At 65.4% G+C, this 15,023-nt stretch carries 14 protein-coding genes and 1 pseudogene; 10 read left to right on the forward strand and 5 right to left on the reverse strand.

The features are described 5' to 3' along the window. Nucleotide 1: 1 nt before the first annotated feature. Nucleotides 2-832: a 3'(2'),5'-bisphosphate nucleotidase CysQ family protein gene (locus tag J4G43_RS11390; RefSeq protein ID WP_208084845.1), complete on the reverse strand. Its 831-nt coding sequence runs from the start codon at nt 830-832 to the stop codon at nt 2-4. Nucleotides 833-1,003: 171 nt separating this feature from the next. On the opposite strand from J4G43_RS11390, the gene chpT reads away from it, so the two are divergent. The 6 genes from chpT to J4G43_RS11420 all read left to right on the forward strand — a co-directional run bounded on the left by chpT (nt 1,004) and on the right by J4G43_RS11420 (nt 7,706). Beyond that, nucleotides 1,004-1,657, forward strand: a complete 654-nt coding sequence (gene chpT, locus J4G43_RS11395) for a histidine phosphotransferase ChpT (RefSeq protein WP_063985400.1) — start codon at nt 1,004-1,006, stop codon at nt 1,655-1,657. 195 nt (nt 1,658-1,852) lie between these two features. Next, a complete protein-coding gene (locus J4G43_RS11400; RefSeq protein WP_208084846.1) occupies nt 1,853-4,636 on the forward strand; it encodes a hybrid sensor histidine kinase/response regulator in 2,784 nt (927 codons plus the stop codon). A 27-nt stretch (nt 4,637-4,663) separates the two neighbouring features. Continuing rightward, nucleotides 4,664-5,137 carry a chemotaxis protein CheW gene (locus J4G43_RS11405; RefSeq protein ID WP_208084847.1) on the forward strand — a complete coding sequence of 158 codons (474 nt, stop codon included), beginning with the start codon at nt 4,664-4,666 and terminating at the stop codon, nt 5,135-5,137. A 72-nt stretch (nt 5,138-5,209) separates the two neighbouring features. Continuing rightward, the gene (locus tag J4G43_RS11410; protein WP_007600538.1) at nt 5,210-5,575 is read left to right on the forward strand and encodes a response regulator; all 366 of its coding nucleotides are present in this window, start codon (nt 5,210-5,212) and stop codon (nt 5,573-5,575) included. Between the two features lie 74 nt (nt 5,576-5,649). Next, a complete protein-coding gene (locus J4G43_RS11415) occupies nt 5,650-6,837 on the forward strand; it encodes a protein-glutamate methylesterase/protein-glutamine glutaminase (RefSeq protein ID WP_208084848.1) in 1,188 nt (395 codons plus the stop codon). Beyond that, nucleotides 6,834-7,706, forward strand: a complete 873-nt coding sequence (locus J4G43_RS11420) for a CheR family methyltransferase (RefSeq protein WP_208084849.1) — start codon at nt 6,834-6,836, stop codon at nt 7,704-7,706. Before J4G43_RS11415 ends, J4G43_RS11420 begins: the two co-directional genes overlap by 4 nt. 161 nt (nt 7,707-7,867) lie before the next feature. Here J4G43_RS11420 and J4G43_RS11425 read toward each other — a convergent pair whose 3' ends face one another. From J4G43_RS11425 to ctrA, 4 genes and pseudogenes are all read right to left on the reverse strand, one after another. After that, the gene (locus J4G43_RS11425) at nt 7,868-9,028 is read right to left on the reverse strand and encodes a glutathionylspermidine synthase family protein (protein ID WP_208084850.1); all 1,161 of its coding nucleotides are present in this window, start codon (nt 9,026-9,028) and stop codon (nt 7,868-7,870) included. Nucleotides 9,029-9,113: 85 nt separating this feature from the next. Then, nucleotides 9,114-9,492: pseudogene (locus J4G43_RS11430) on the reverse strand (hypothetical protein). Between the two features lies 1 nt (nt 9,493). Then, a complete protein-coding gene (locus J4G43_RS11435) occupies nt 9,494-9,898 on the reverse strand; it encodes a DUF350 domain-containing protein (protein ID WP_014497691.1) in 405 nt (134 codons plus the stop codon). Nucleotides 9,899-10,068: 170 nt separating this feature from the next. Beyond that, a complete protein-coding gene (gene ctrA, locus J4G43_RS11440; protein ID WP_008138878.1) occupies nt 10,069-10,770 on the reverse strand; it encodes a response regulator transcription factor CtrA in 702 nt (233 codons plus the stop codon). Between the two features lie 431 nt (nt 10,771-11,201). Between ctrA and fliI the strand changes: the two genes are divergently transcribed. The 4 genes from fliI (at nt 11,202) to J4G43_RS11460 (ending at nt 14,889) form a co-directional block, all read left to right on the forward strand. Continuing rightward, the gene (gene fliI, locus J4G43_RS11445) at nt 11,202-12,527 is read left to right on the forward strand and encodes a flagellar protein export ATPase FliI (RefSeq protein WP_038936482.1); all 1,326 of its coding nucleotides are present in this window, start codon (nt 11,202-11,204) and stop codon (nt 12,525-12,527) included. A gap of 120 nt (nt 12,528-12,647) precedes the next feature. Next, a complete protein-coding gene (gene fliJ, locus J4G43_RS11450; protein WP_008138882.1) occupies nt 12,648-13,067 on the forward strand; it encodes a flagellar export protein FliJ in 420 nt (139 codons plus the stop codon). A 180-nt stretch (nt 13,068-13,247) separates the two neighbouring features. After that, nucleotides 13,248-13,793, forward strand: a complete 546-nt coding sequence (locus J4G43_RS11455; protein WP_041955015.1) for a sigma-70 family RNA polymerase sigma factor — start codon at nt 13,248-13,250, stop codon at nt 13,791-13,793. Between the two features lie 37 nt (nt 13,794-13,830). After that, a complete protein-coding gene (locus J4G43_RS11460) occupies nt 13,831-14,889 on the forward strand; it encodes an anti-sigma factor (RefSeq protein ID WP_208084851.1) in 1,059 nt (352 codons plus the stop codon). Nucleotides 14,890-15,023: the final 134 nt, after the last annotated feature.

Raw genomic sequence — 15,023 nt, forward strand, 5'->3', positions numbered from 1 at the left:
GTCAGTAGCAGCCTGCCGCCCGCGGATCGCCCCAAGCGATGAACTCTGGGATAATGAAGCCGGTGTCGCCGCGCTGGCCGAATCGGAGCTCGCCACCCTTGCCGTCGGTGACCTTGCCGCCGGCCGCCGTCACGACCGCGCAGCCCGCCCCGACATCCCATTCGCAAGTGGGTCCGAAGCGGGGATAGATGTCGGCGCTGCCCTCCGCGATCCGGCCGAATTTCACCGCCGAGCCGACCGTCTTCCTGACCGCATTGGGCCGGCCATCGATGAACGCTTCGCTCCTGAGGTCGCCATGGGAACGGCTCACCGCCGCGATCCAGGGCTCGCCCTGCGTCGGCAGCGTGCGGGTGCGGACCGGTTCGGCAGCACCGATGTTCACGCCGTCGAACCTGACGCGCTCGGCGCCGCGGCCGACGATGCCGCGCCAGAGCAGGCCGAGCGCGGGCGCGGCTACGATGCCCAGCAGCGGCACGCCTTCGGTCACGAGGGCGAGGTTGACGGTGAACTCGTCGCGGCCGGCGACGAACTCCTTGGTGCCGTCGAGCGGGTCGATCAGGAAGAAACTGTCGCGGAATGGCGGCGAGGCGAGCTGGGTCCGCTCTTCCGACAACGTCGGCACGTCGGCCGCGAGCTGCGCCAGGCCGTCAGCGATGATGCGGTCGGCGGCGAGATCGGCCTCGGTGACCGGCGAGCCGTCCTGCTTGCCGTCGACCCGCATCGCCGCGCGGTTGACCGCGAGAATCGCTTCGCCCGCCTTCACCACCAGCGCGGTGAGCGGCTCCATCAGGTGGGAGGCGGCCGGGCCGTCGATGATCCGCTTCACCTGCATGCCTCATTCATCGGCAATTCCATCCCTACTCGACTGATTCGCCGCGGCTTTAGGGCCGCTTCGAACCGATCGCAAGCTAGCTGCCACGGGCTTGCGAATGTTAGAACCTGCGGCATTCGTCAAGCATGCGTGATTCGCCGCGTCCGCGCCGTGCAATTCCAGGAACCCTTTATGTCTGACGCTTCGTCACCCGGTACCGCTACCGCTCCAGATGCGCTCGAACTCGCCGCGCTCCTGTGCTCGCGGGTCTGCCACGATCTCATCAGCCCTGTCGGCGCCATCGTCAATGGGCTCGAAGTGCTCGACGACGATCCCAAGCCCGAGGATCGCGAGTTCGCGCTCGATTTGATCCGCAAGAGCGCGAAAACCGCCTCCGCCCGCCTCCAGTTCTGTCGCCTGGCCTTCGGCGCGGCCGGCTCGTCCGGCGCGCAGATCGATCTCGGCGACGCCCAGACCATGGCGCGCGGCCATATCGAGGACGGCAAGTGCTCGATCACCTGGAATCTGCCGCGGCTCTTGCTGCCGAAGAATCGCGTCAAGCTGCTGCTCAATATGCTGGTTGTTTCCCAGCACACGATCCCGCGCGGCGGCATGCTGACGATCGATCCGATCGGTGACGGCGAGACCATGAGCTTCCGCGTCACCGCGACCGGTCATAATGCGCGCCTGCCGCAGAACATCTCCGAGCTCCTGAGCGGGGAGCGCGGCCCGGCTGCGGATGCGCACGCGATCCAGCCTTATTATACGCGGCTGTTGGCGGAGGCTTGCGGGCTCACCGTGAGGCTCGCGCACGAGGGCGAAGCGATCACCATTACCGCGTCGTAGGCGCGCCGCCGCCCTCAAACGTTAATCGAATCTTTACGAGGCGCTTCGGCTTGTCCGGAGCGCCTTATCTCTTTGTTGGTTCCGTTCTTTTGTACATACTCAACCATTATTAAACGCTTTGCGGTGAAGCTGGCCCCATTCCGAAATGGCGCATCACAAGTCGTGCGCGCCCTCCCTGTATGAAGGCCTGTTTTCATGGATGATCTGTTGCGGGAGTTTTTGACGGAGACCAGCGAGAGCCTGGACACCGTCGACAATCAGTTGGTGAAGTTCGAGCAGGAGCCGAACAACGCCAAGATCCTGGATAACATCTTCCGCCTGGTCCACACCATCAAGGGCACTTGCGGCTTCCTCGGACTGCCGCGGCTTGAAGCGCTGGCACATGCCGGCGAGACGCTGATGGGCAAATTCCGCGACGGCATGCCGGTGACGGGGCAGGCCGTGACGGTGATCCTGTCCTCGATCGACCGCATCAAGGAGATCCTCGCCGGGCTGGAGGCGACCGAAGCCGAGCCCGAGGGCACCGACCGCGATCTCATCGACAAGCTGGAAGCGATGGTCGAGCAGGGCATGGCGGCTATGGCCGCAGGGGCCGCTGCTCCTGTCGCTGAAGCGCCGCCGCTGGTACCGGAAGCGCCGGCCGAAGCCAAAGCCGTGCCTGCCAAAGAGATGACGCAGGGCTCGCTGATCGACCAGACCCTGGAGCGCCCGCTGCGTCCGGGCGAAGTCTCGCTCGACGAGCTCGAGCGCGCCTTCCGCGAGACCGCGATCGAAGCGCCGGCCCCCGTCGTCAAGGCCGAGCCCGCGCCGGCTGCTGAAGCTCCGGCGCCCGCCGCCAAGGAAGCTGCGAAGCCCGCCAAGGAAAAGGTCGCGCCGAAGAAGTCGATGGCCGACGAGGGCGCCGCCGAGGGCGACCGCATCGCCAACCAGTCGATCCGCGTCAACGTGGATACGCTGGAGCATCTGATGACCATGGTCTCCGAGCTGGTCCTGACCCGCAACCAGCTGCTGGAGATCTCCCGCCGCAACGAGGACACCGAGTTCAAGGTGCCGTTGCAGCGCCTCTCCAACGTCACCGCCGAGCTGCAGGAAGGCGTCATGAAGACGCGCATGCAGCCGATCGGCAATGCCTGGCAGAAGCTGCCCCGCATCGTCCGGGACCTCTCGAGCGAACTCGGCAAGCAGATCGAGCTGGAGATGCACGGCGCCGACACAGAGCTCGACCGCCAGGTGCTCGATTTGATCAAGGACCCGCTCACCCACATGGTGCGCAACTCCGCCGACCACGGCCTGGAGACCCCCGCCGAGCGGCTCGCGTCCGGTAAGGGCGAGCAGGGCACCATCCGCCTGTCCGCCTATCACGAGGGCGGCCACATCATCATCTGCATCGCCGACAACGGCCGAGGCCTCAACACCGAGAGGATCAAGGCCAAGGCGATCTCCTCCGGTCTCGTCACCGAGGCCGAGCTCGAGAAGATGAGCGAAGCCCAGATCCACAAGTTCATCTTCGCGCCCGGCTTCTCGACCGCGGCGGCCATCACCTCGGTCTCGGGCCGCGGCGTCGGCATGGACGTGGTGCGCACCAATATCGACCAGATCGGCGGCACCATCGACATCAAGTCGGTGGCCGGCGAGGGTTCCTCCGTCACCATCAAGATCCCGCTGACCTTGGCCATCGTCTCGGCGCTGATCGTCGAGGCCGCCGGCGACCGCTTCGCGATCCCGCAGCTCTCGGTGGTCGAGCTCGTCCGTGCCCGCGCCAACTCCGAGCACCGCATCGAGCGCATCAAGGACACCGCTGTCCTCAGGTTGCGCAACAAGCTCTTGCCGCTGATCCACCTCAAGAAGCTGCTCAAGATCGACGACGGCGCCGCCTCCGATCCCGAGAACGGTTTTATCGTGGTGACCCAGGTCGGCAGCCAGACCTTTGGCATCGTCGTCGACGGCGTGTTCCACACCGAAGAGATCGTGGTCAAGCCGATGTCGACGAAGCTCCGTCACATCGACATGTTCTCCGGCAACACCATTCTGGGCGATGGCGCTGTCATCATGATCATCGATCCCAACGGCATTGCCAAGGCGCTCGGCGCCGCCGGCTCCTCGGCCCATGACATGGGCGACGAGAATGGCGCGCATCACATCGGAAGTGGCGAGCAGACCACCTCGCTCCTCGTGTTCCGCGCTGGCTCCAGCCAGCCCAAGGCGGTCCCGCTCGGGCTCGTTACCCGCCTGGAAGAGCTGCCGGCCGACAAGATCGAGTTCAGCAACGGCCGCTACATGGTGCAGTACCGCGAGCAGCTGATGCCGCTCGTCGCCATGGAGAGCGTCACCATTGCGAGCCAGGGCGCCCAGCCGATCCTGGTGTTTGCGGACGACGGCCGCTCCATGGGCCTCGTCGTCGACGAGATCATCGACATCGTCGAGGAACGGCTCAACATCGAGGTCGGCGGCTCCGCCTCCGGCATTCTCGGCTCGGCCGTGATCAAGGGCCAGGCCACCGAGGTGATCGACGTCGGCCACTTCCTCCCCATGGCGTTCGCCGACTGGTTCACCCGCAAGGAGATGAAGCCGTCGCAGCACTCGCAGTCGGTGCTGCTGGTCGACGACTCGGCCTTCTTCCGTAACATGCTGGCCCCGGTGCTGAAGGCGGCCGGCTACCGCGTCCGCACCGCGCCGACCGCGCAGGAGGGCCTGGCTGCACTGCGTGCGCAGAGCTTCGACGTGGTCCTGACCGACATCGAGATGCCCGACATGAACGGGTTCGAGTTCGCCGAAGTGATCCGCTCCGACACCAATCTGGGCGCGATGCCGATCATCGGCCTGTCCGCGCTGGTGTCGCCGGCGGCGATCGAGCGCGGCCGTCAGGCCGGCTTCCACGACTATGTTGCCAAGTTCGACCGTCCCGGTCTGATCGCGGCGCTGAAGGAACAGACCGCGGGCGCCGCCGGCGCCTCCGAGCTGAGCCGGGCAGCGGCGTAACGGCACTGGGGATCAGGAGATACCGCTATGAGCAACAAGAAGACGCAGATCGGCGAAGGCGCCATGGTCGAATACGTCACCGCGATGATCGGCGGCCAGCTGTTCGGCCTGCCGATCTCCCGGGTCCAGGACGTGTTCATGCCCGAGCGCGTCACCCGCGTTCCCCTGTCCTCGCGCGAGATCGCGGGGGTGCTGAACCTGCGCGGCCGCATCGTCACCGTGGTCGACATGCGCGCCCGGCTCGGCCTGCCCAAGCCCGAGGACGGCAAGGCCCCGATGGCGGTCGGCGTCGACCTGCGCGGTGAATCCTACGGCCTCCTGATCGACCAGATCGGCGAAGTGCTGCGCCTTGCCGAGGCCGGCATGGGAGAGAACCCCGTCAACCTCGATCCCCGCATGGCCAAGCTCGCCGGCGGCGTCCACCGCCTCGACGGCCAGCTCATGGTCGTCCTCGACGTCGATCGCGTCCTCGAGCTCGCGCCCGAGATGATGGCGGCCTGATACGGCGGCATCGCCGCCGACGGACTCGCAATTGGAAGTACCCCCACAAGGGGGTAGGAAGCAGAGGTTCACATGCGCACTTGTCTCGTCGTTGATGATTCCAGCGTCATCCGCAAGGTTGCGCGCCGGATCCTGGAGGGCCTCGACTTCCAGATTCTCGAAGCCGAGGATGGTGAGAAGGCACTGGAGGCCTGCAAGCGCGGCTTGCCCGATGCCGTGCTGCTCGACTGGAACATGCCGGTCATGGACGGCTACGAATTCCTTGGCCATCTCCGGCGGATGCCCGGCGGTGACCAGCCCAAGGTGGTGTTCTGCACCACTGAGAACGACGTCGCGCACATCGCCCGTGCGCTGCACGCCGGCGCCAACGAATACATCATGAAGCCCTTCGACAAGGACATCGTGACGGCGAAATTTCAGGAAGTCGGACTTATCTGAGCGAACATCCGGAGGCTGAACGGATCCTTCGGCGATTGTTTCAACTGAACCGTTTCAGTCTGAGTTGGTGAGTAATGAGTGTTGCGTTCGCAGGTAATTCGACCACGGGTCCGTCGCGCGACGCCGGGCCGCTGCGGGTGATGGTCGTCGACGACTCGGTCGTCATACGCGGTCTGATCTCGCGCTGGATCGGTGCCGAGCATGACATGGAGGTCGCGGCCTCGCTGCGCACCGGGCTCGAGGCGGTCAACCAGCTCGAACGCATCAATCCCGACGTTGCCGTGCTCGACATCGAAATGCCCGAGCTCGACGGCATCTCGGCGCTGCCGCAACTGCTGGCGAAGAAGCGCGATCTCGTCATCATCATGGCCTCGACGCTGACCCGCCGTAACGCGGAGATCAGCTTCAAGGCGCTGTCGCTCGGTGCGGCCGACTACATTCCGAAGCCGGAGTCGACGCGCGAAGCGTCGGCCGCGGACATCTTTCATCACGATTTGATCCAGAAGATCCGTCATCTCGGCGCGCGGCTACGCCGCAGGCCCGCAGTCGCGAGCCCGCCGCTGGCGCCCGCGACCCCGGCTGCACGTGCACCGGCTGTCGTGCGGCCCGCCGCGCCCGCACCGGCTCTGCATGCGCCGTCGTCTGGGGTACTGTCCACGCGCCCGTTCTCGGCCCACGCACCGAAGGTGCTGCTGATCGGCTCCTCGACCGGCGGTCCGCAGGCGCTGATGGCGCTGGTCACCGAGCTCGGCCCGGTGATCGACCGCTTCCCGGTGCTGATCACCCAGCACATGCCGCCGACCTTTACCACCATTCTCGCCGAGCACCTGGCGCGCGCGAGTCGCAAGCCGGCGGCCGAGGCGGTCGACGGCGAGCCGGTGAAGCCGGGACGGATCTACCTCGCGCCCGGCGGCAAGCACATGCGTGTCGTGCGCAGTGGCGCGGACACGGCGATCGCGCTCGACGACGGTCCCGCCGTCAATTTCTGCAAGCCCGCGGTCGATCCGCTGTTCACCTCCGCCATCGACATCTGGCACGGCAACATCCTCTCGGTGATCCTGACGGGCATGGGCTCGGACGGCATGCGTGGCGGCAAGGACATCGTCGCCGCCGGCGGCAACGTGATCGCGCAGGACGAAGCCTCCAGCGTGGTCTGGGGCATGCCGGGCGCGGCCGCCAATGCCGGCATCTGCGCGGCGATCCTGCCGCTCAACCAGATCGGCGCCAAGGTCAACCGCCTGTTCGCGGGAGACCGCTCGTGACGCCGGTCGACTACGAATATCTGCGCAAGTTCCTGAAAGAGCGCTCTGGCCTCGATCTCTCCGCCGACAAGCAGTATCTCGTCGAGAGCCGGCTGCTGCCGCTTGCCCGCAAGGCGAGCTTGCCCGGGATTCCCGATCTCGTGCTGAAGATCAGGAACGGCGACGGCCGGCTTGCGACCGACGTGGTCGAAGCGATGACCACTAACGAGACCTTCTTCTACCGCGACAAGATCCCGTTCGATCATCTGCGCGACACCATCCTGCCGGGCCTGCTCCAGGCGCGCGCGGCGCGCAGGTCGCTCCGCATCTGGTCGGCGGCCTCGTCGACCGGGCAGGAGCCCTATTCGATCGCGATGTGCCTTAAGGAGATGGGCGCGGCCTTCGCCGGCTGGCGCATCGAGATCGTCGCCACCGATCTGTCGCAGGAGGTGCTGGAGAAATCCAGGGCTGGCATCTACAGCCAGTTCGAGGTGCAGCGCGGCCTGCCGATCCAGCACCTGATGAAATACTTCACGCAAGTCGGCGAGCTCTGGCAGCTCAATGCCGACATTCGCGCGATGGTGCAGTTCCGTCAGCTCAATCTGTTGCAGGACTTCTCCCATCTCGGCACGTTCGACGTGATCTTCTGCCGCAACGTCCTGATCTATTTCGACCAGGACACCAAGGCCGTGATTTTCGAACGCATGGCGAAGGGACTGGAAGCCGACGGCACGCTGCTGCTTGGCGCCGCCGAATCCGTCGTCGGCATCACCGACGCGTTCCGCCCGATCACCGAGCGCCGCGGTCTCTATCAGCTCAACCCCGCGCGCTCCGGCCGTCCGATGGGCGGATTGATGCCGCAGCCGCTGAAAATCGCAGCGGCGAGGTGATCTCCGTTTCTGTCATTCCGGGGCGGCGCGTCAGCGCCGAGCCCGGAATCCATAACCACAGGCAATCGTAACAGGCAGGCTGACAGAGCCGGCCTCTTTCATCTGCCTGTGGTTATGGATTCCGGGCTCGCGACTACGTCGCGCCCCGGAATGACGAGACTCTACAAAATCGCATGCGGCAGAAACCGCGAGCGGTTGCCCGTGATCGGGCTCTCATCCTCGCGGATCGACAGGCCGCACGGCTCGTGGTTCACCAGCCAGCTTCCCACCACCACATAGAAGCCCGAGAAATTCGGCAGCGGTGACAATGCCTGCCGCACGAAGCCTTCTGCGCCGTAAGGTCCTGCCTGCTCGTCGAGCGGCGTGCCTCCGGACACCAGCGTGACATTGGCGCCTTCGCGCGACAGCAGCGGCTTGCGGACGTAGGAGCTGCCGAGCTCGGCTGCCCGCGCGTCGTCCTCGAAGAAGGCCGGCAGCAGATTGGGATGGTTCGGAAACATCTCCCAGAGCAGCGGCAAAATGCCCTTGTTGGAGAGCACCGCCTTCCACGGCGGCTCGATCCAGCGTGTCGGCGCGCTCATCAGCTTGGCGCCGAAGGCGTCGTGGAACATCCATTCCCAGGGATAGAGCTTGAAGGCGAACGCGATGTCGCCGTCGTCGAGATCGACGAAGCCGCCAGGCTCGTCGCGCCAGCCGATCTCCTCGATGTCGAGCATCCTGGTCGAGAGCCCCGCCTGGCGCGCGGTGTCCTCGAGATAAGCGAGTGTGCCGGCGTCTTCCTCGTTGCCGGTGGTGCCGGTGAGATGGACATGGCGGCCTGCGGCAATCTCCTTCCACGCCGCGATCAGCCGCTCGTGGATGGAGTTGAACTGGTCGGCGCGCGCCGGAATGATGCGGCGTTCGATCGCCTGTTCGAGCCAGGTCCATTGAAACACCGCGGCCTCGAAGATCGAGGTCGGCGTATCCGCGTTGTATTCGAGCAGCTTTGCAGGCGACTGTCCGTCGAACTTCAGATCGAGCCGGCCATAGAGGCTGCGGTCGTCGCGCTCCCAGCTCTCGGCGATCAAGCTCCAGAACGCCTCCGGAATCTTCAGGCGTCGCAGATAGCGCTCGTCACCGATCACGCGGCCGGCAAGCTCGATGCACATCGCGTCGATCTCGGCTGTCGGCGCCTCGATGCCGCGCTCGATCTCGTCGAGCGTGAAGGCGTAATAGGCGCTCTCGTCCCAATAGCGTTCGCCGTCGATGGTGTGGAAGGCGAAGCCGCATTGTTCGGCGGTCTGCCGCCAGTCGTCGCGCTCGGGGCAGACGATGCGTCGCATGTTATTTCCTGCGCATGATCTCCGCGCAAACGCGTTCCGCGTTTGTCGCGAGGGAAAACCGGTGGCCGCTTTTCCGGATCATGCGTTAGCCGCCGCCCGAGAAGCCATGGCCGAACGAGCCGAAGCCGCCACGGCTCACGCTGCTGGAGCCTGAGTCCGAAGAGGTTCCGGGAATGGCTCGAGGAATCGCTGCTGAAGAAGCTTGACCGCGACGACCAGCGCGAGCTGCTGCCGCCCGATGAACTGCTGCTACTGCTGCACGTCGTGGTCGTCTGGCCCGGCACGGCTCCTGGCGAGGGCTCGCAGTGCTGCCGTGGCATCAGCGTGTAGGCGGTGGTGCCGACCGCGATCGTGCCCATCACCAGTAGCGCGACATGGCCGGAGCGCTTCACCGGCGGCCCCGATGGCGGCGCCGCGGGCGCCGGCCGGCGCTTGCCGAACTCCTTTTTGGAGGGTTTGGCCATGTCAGTAGATCATGCAGGCGGCGTTCAACAGGCCCGCCGCGAGGGAGGACAGCCCGAGCCAGATCGCCGGCGCAAGCTCGCCTGCGGCAATCCGTGCCGACAGGTTCGGCACCGGGACCTTCACCAGGAAGAGCACGATAATCTGGACGATCAGGGCGATGACCGCCCAGATCAGGCAGTCCAGCACATTGGCCGAATGCGCGATCGCGCTGACCAGTGGCGCCACGAAGCCGAGCAGGCTGAGGCCGAGCGCGATCGCGGCGGCCGGCTCGTTGTCGCGGATGAGCTGGAACTCATTGTGCGGGGTGATGCGGGTGTAGACGAACAGATACGCCACGATCGCGATCAGGCCGGTGCAGAAATAGACCAGGAAGGCGGGCAGGCCGGCCAGTGATTGCAGGATCATCGTTCCCCCATCGTGCAGCGACCATTCGTCGGCGGGGGGAGGATAGCGGTTCAATGGCGCAAGGACGATGAGGCCGCGTTGGCGTCCCCAAAAAACAAAACCCCGCCATTTGCGGCGGGGTCCAGGCTGGGAGGAGCGAGCCCCGGGGGCTCGCGGCGTAAACTTAGGGATCAGGCGGGAATGCGCTCTTCGTGCTCGTGCGGCTCGCGCAGCACATAGCCGCGGCCCCACACGGTCTCGATGAAGTTGCGGCCCTCGGAAGCGTTGGCGAGCTTCTTGCGGAGCTTGCAGATGAAGACGTCGATGATCTTCAGCTCGGGCTCGTCCATGCCGCCATAGAGATGGTTGAGGAACATTTCCTTGGTGAGGGTCGTACCCTTGCGGAGCGAGAGGAGCTCCAGCATCTGGTATTCCTTGCCGGTCAGATGCACGCGCTGGCCGCCGACTTCCACGGTCTTGGTGTCGAGGTTGACGACGAGGTCGCCGGTCTGGATGACCGACTGGGCGTGACCCTTGGAGCGGCGCACGATCGCGTGGATCCGGGCTACCAGCTCGTCCTTGTGGAAGGGCTTGGTCATGTAGTCGTCGGCGCCGACGCCGAGACCCTTGACCTTGTCCTCGATGCCGGCGAGGCCGGAGAGGATCAGAATCGGTGTCTTGATCTTGGAGACCCGAAGCTGCTTGAGCACGTCGTAACCGGACATGTCGGGCAGATTGAGGTCGAGAAGAATAATGTCGTAATCGTATAACTTACCGAGATCGACGCCTTCTTCCCCCAAATCGGTCGTGTAGACGTTGAAGCTCTCAGACTTCAGCATCAGCTCGATCGACTGCGCGACGGCGCTGTCATCTTCAATCAGCAAAACGCGCATGCCAGTTCCCCATAGTCGCCGCTCCTGGGCGTCAGGTCGGCCGCATTCGCGGCACTCAACAAAACGCCTTTGAACAACTGATTCGGATCCTGACAACAGATGGTTAACAAACTCTGATTCTGGAACGCAAGTCCCCCCGGTGCAATTTTTGTCGAATCGCCCTAAGGTCTTGCGCGCGAAGCAGCTTTCGTCACCCCGTACCGTTCAAGTTCCACTTTAAGAGACGGGCCTAACCGACTCCCGCGACTCAGCCTTCTTCTGAAGGGGAGTCACGCTCAGTCACAAAGACAGTGACGCAATGATTAACGATGCGGGTAAACACGAAGTTAAGCGCCGTTCAGAAATATGGCGAAACTTAAGTCTTTCGCCATGAAGCCCGGGATCGGAGGCGATCACCTTATGAAGGTCCTCTTATTAAAGGCGCGCCCCTGATGAAGGCTCTTGCCGAACAGATCGGCGACATCGACGGCGTCAACATCTATGGCCGCGTGGTCGGCGTTCGCGGCCTGATGGTCGAAGTGGCCGGACCCATTCACGCGATGTCGGTCGGTGCGCGGCTCGTGATCGAGACCGGCGCGAACCGTTCCATTCCCTGCGAGGTGATCGGCTTCTCCGGCAACAACGCTGTCGTGATGCCGTTCGCCGGCCTGGACGGCGTGCGCCGCGGCTGCAAGGCCGTCATCGCCAATGCCGCCAATCAAGTGCGTCCGTCATCGGCCTGGCTCGGCCGCGTCGTCAACGCGCTGGGCGAGCCGATCGACGGCAAGGGGCCATTGCCGCAGGGCCCGGCGCCGATGCCATACCGCAATTCGCCGCCGCCGGCGCATTCGCGCAAACGCGTCGGCGCCCCGCTCGATCTCGGCGTGCGCGCGATGAACACGTTCCTCACCTGCTGCCGCGGCCAGCGCATGGGCATTTTCGCAGGGTCCGGCGTCGGCAAATCGGTGCTGCTGTCGATGCTCGCGCGCAACGTCGATGCCGCGGTCAGCGTCATCGGGCTGATCGGCGAACGCGGCCGCGAGGTCCAGGAATTTTTGCAGGACGACCTCGGCGAGGAGGGCCTGGCGCGCTCGGTCGTGGTGGTCGCAACCTCGGACGAGCCGGCGCTGATGCGGCGCCAGGCCGCCTATCTGACGCTCGCGGTGGCCGAATATTTCCGCGACGAGGACAAGGACGTGCTCTGCCTGATGGACTCGGTGACGCGCTTTGCCATGGCCCAGCGCGAGATCGGCCTGTCCGCCGGCGAGCCGCCGACCGCCAAGGGCTATACGCCGACCGTGTTCACCGAACTGCCGAAGCTTCTGGAGCGCGCAGGGCCGGGCCTGGGTGAGGGCGCGATCACCGCGATCTTCACGGTGCTGGTCGACGGCGACGACCATAACGAGCCGATCGCGGATGCCGTCCGCGGCATCCTCGACGGCCATATCGTGATGCAGCGCTCGATCGCAGAGCGCGGCCGTTACCCCGCCATCAACATCCTCAAATCCGTCTCCCGAACCATGCCGAAATCGGCCGATCCGCAGTTCTGGCCGACCATCCAGCGGGCCCGCCAGGTGATGGCGACCTATGCCGACATGGAGGAATTGATCCGGCTCGGGGCCTACCGGGCCGGCTCCAGCCCCGAGGTGGACGAGGCGATCCGGCTGCACGAGCCGCTGGAGGCGTTCCTGCGGCAGCGCAAGGACGAAAATGCATCACTGGCGGACGGCTACCGCCAGTTGGCGCAAATCCTCGGTGATTTGGAAACGGAACGCTAACTTTGTCAGGTCATTATCCGCTCTCACAGAGTAGCAGAGCCGGTCTTGGCCCAATCGGGCCTGTGGGGAGACCGGTGACGTCCCACGTGCAGCCAGGGGACTTCTGGGGAGTATGAGTCGATGAAGTCACGTGATACCCTCATCCGCCTGAAGAAATTTCAGGTCGACGAGAAGCGCCGCCGGGTCACCCAGATCGAGACCATGATCGCCGACTTCCAGCGGATGTCGACCGATCTTGAACGCGAGATCACGACCGAGCAGGAGCGTGCCGGGATCAACGATCCCTCGCACTTCGCTTATCCGACCTATGCCAAGGCCGCGATTCAGCGCCGTGAGAACCTGACCCGCTCGGCCGACGAACTGAAGGGCCAGCTCGACGAAGCCAAGGCCGCGCTGGCCGAAGCCTTCGAGGAACTGAAGAAGGTCGAGCTCCTCGACGAGCGTGACCAGGCCCGCGAGCGCGCCGAAGAAAACGCCCGCGAGCAGGCCGACCTCGACAGCATCGGCCTGATGCGCGCCCGCATCGGCGCCGTCGCCTGACGGCGCAGCCAGCGGTCCAACAGCCGAGAATTCGTCGAACCCGGACCCGCAAGGTCCGGGTTTTGCGTTTGCTATCCACAGTGTGGCGCGCCGCCCCTTGGTGATGGGCTTTGCCGCGCGCTATGGTAGCGGAGTGCCAGGGCCTGCGCCGAACGCGACAGGCCGTGCGTGGGGGGCTGAATGCTGACGCCAGCAGAGCTGGTCGGGCTGATTGGGGAGGTCGCCAGGGGCGATCAGGCCGCGTTCGAGCGCCTCTACGTCGCCACGCGCGCGAAACTCTATGGCGTCGTGCTCCGTATCTTGCGCCGACAGGATCTCGCAGAGGAGGTCATTCAGGAGACCTACGTCAAGATCTGGAACGGCGCCGGCCAGTTCAATCCGGCCTTGTCGTCGCCGATCACATGGATGGCATCGATCGCGCGCAACCGCGCCATCGACATCGTGCGCAAGAAGACGGAAGTCTCCATCGAGGAAGAGCCGCAGGCGATGGAAGTCGCTGCCGACAGCCCCGATCCGCTGGCGCGGAGGGAGATGACCGAGGAGTTGAAGCGGCTCCTGGAATGCATCGGCCGGCTCGAGCCGGATCGTCAGAGGCTCGTGCTTCTCGCCTATTACAACGGCTGGAGCCGCGAGCAATTGGCGGAAAAATTCGCCGCGCCCGTCAATACGGTGAAGACGTGGCTCCGGCGCAGCATGTTGGATATCCGCGAGTGCCTCGGACTATGAGGGCTCGCATTGTGAGGGTGGTTCTGGACTGCAAGTGATGGCCTACACGGAGGACCATATCGCGCTCGCCGCGGAATATGCGCTCGGTACGCTCGACGCCAGTGAGCGCGCGCAGGTCGAGACCATGATGGCCGTGGACAAGGCGTTCGCCGATGTCGTGCAGGCCTGGGCTTACCGGCTCGGCGTCCTCAACCAGATGGTCGGCTCGGTCGAGCCGCGTCCGATCGTGTGGGAGAACATCCGGTCCGAGCTTGCGCGGACGGACTTTGCGCAGGAGACGCCTGCGCCGGAAGCTTCGCCGCCGCCACCACCTGTGCCGGAGTCCTCCTCGATCGAAGCTGCACCGCCCGAGCTGGCACCGGACGTCGCGCCGCAACCGGAGCTGCAGCCTTCCGAAGCAGAGCAGCCCGGGACGGCGCGGCCGGCACCCGATGCGCTTCCCGACATCGCGCCGATATTCATGCCGCAGGTCCATGCGCCCGATCCTGACGTCGCGCGCGCGCCGCCGGCGCCGGTCGCCGACAACAGCAACGTCATCCGGCTTGAGAGCCGCGTGAAACGCTGGCGCACCATCGCCTCCGCGGTGGGCGCGCTTGCGGCGGCACTGCTGGTGACGCTATCGCTTCAGATCTTCCAGCCCGATGCGCTGCCGGGCGGCTTGCGTCCGGCGCCGCGCATCCAGACGGTGGAAGTGAAGACACCGGCGCCGCTCACGGCTGCTGCGCAATATGTCGCGCTGTTGCAGGGCCAGGGCGGCGGTCCCGCCTTCATCCTCACCATCGACGGCGCGACGCGGAATTTCACCGTGCGCAAGGTCGGCGCGACTCCGGAGGCCGGCAAGAGCTTCGAGCTCTGGCTGATCTCCGACAAGCTGCCGCGTCCGCGCTCGCTCGGCGTGATCGGCGCGGGCGATTTCACCGCGCGCCCGGTGCTCGGCTCCTTCGATCCCGAGGTCGTCAACGGTGCGACCTACGCCGTCACGGTCGAGCAGGCCGGCGGCTCGCCCAACGGCCAGCCGACCTCGGCTCCGGTGTTTTCCGGCAAGCTGATCGAGACCGTGCCGCCGTCTCAACCGCAGGCGCCCGCGAAGAAGTAGGTGTCGTGGCGCCGTAGCCCGAATGGAGCGCAGCGCAACCCGGGCTACACGGCGCTCGACCGTCGCCAAGGTCCGTCCAGCCGTCGCAACCCGACAAGTCCCGCCGAATCCACTCCCGCGTTGAACCTCCCCGC

It is taken from the genome of Bradyrhizobium barranii subsp. barranii (genome assembly GCF_017565645.3).
In the GTDB taxonomy this organism is placed as follows: Bacteria; Pseudomonadota; Alphaproteobacteria; order Rhizobiales; family Xanthobacteraceae; genus Bradyrhizobium; species Bradyrhizobium barranii.